Source organism: Opitutales bacterium (assembly GCA_013215165.1).
Taxonomy (GTDB): domain Bacteria; phylum Verrucomicrobiota; class Verrucomicrobiia; order Opitutales; family JABSRG01; genus JABSRG01.
In genome coordinates this window covers 1,584-2,432 of the sequence record JABSRG010000001.1, presented here as the reverse complement: position 1 = coordinate 2,432, position 849 = coordinate 1,584, and the positions used below count along the sequence as shown (strand labels likewise).

Below are 849 nucleotides of genomic sequence, written 5' to 3'. Positions count from 1 at the left end.
TCATCTACGCAGGGCACCAAGCAGGTCGAAACATCTTCCGCATCACTCTCCAAGCCTAAGAAAACCGACGCGCCCCTGACCTGGGAACGGCAGAGCCCCAGCTCGGCTCAATAAATCCGAATTAGCCCCTATTTGCGCCCATTAGAGGACCGAAATCCAATCCTTAAACTAATTCGAGCCACAGATCGACAACGACCACGACAACGATCACGTTAACGATTGAAGGACAAACAATCCCCGACAAAACCAGCTCGACTCAATTAATTAGCGTCCACTCTTGTTCATGAGCGGACCGAAAAATCAAAACTCTAACCGGTTCCCAAACTCAGCACCCGCCGTCTTACTTAGCTGATTTATCACCCGTGACTGACGCGCCTCGATCTGGGCCAGCTCACGCACGAAAGCTTCAACTGATACCGCCTCGGCCCCTGCCGCCTCGACAGCATGGCGAATCATACGATCATTCGTCACCACGCGGTAAGACTCAGGAGCATCTGACGCCACAACTCGCTGCTCAATAATCGAATCTGCCTGCGTGTCCGCTGACCCATAAGTCACCTCAATCCCCTTCAGACCCTGACACTCCCGCCACCGATCATTGTGCGATTTCTCATGCCGGCTATCAAACACGACTTCCACGGATCCACCCCCGAAGTCTTTGAGCACAGACACACGATGAATCAATGCCCGTTGAGCCGACGTCGATGACGAATCAGCAGATAACAAACCCCTGAGTTCACTCGAAGCATGAAGCACATTATGACCATCTATAATCCAACGCTTCATCACCCCGCACAAAATCGACAAAAATTGTCCTCAACGATCTGATGCAATTCAACCACACCTAGA

General features: G+C 51.6%; 1 protein-coding gene. It reads right to left on the bottom strand.

What is annotated here, in order from left to right:
• Window positions 1-300: 300 nt before the first annotated feature.
• Window positions 301-786, bottom strand: coding sequence for an NYN domain-containing protein (locus HRU10_00015; protein ID NRA25620.1), 486 nt, complete (start codon window positions 784-786; stop codon window positions 301-303).
• Window positions 787-849 lie beyond the last annotated feature (63 nt).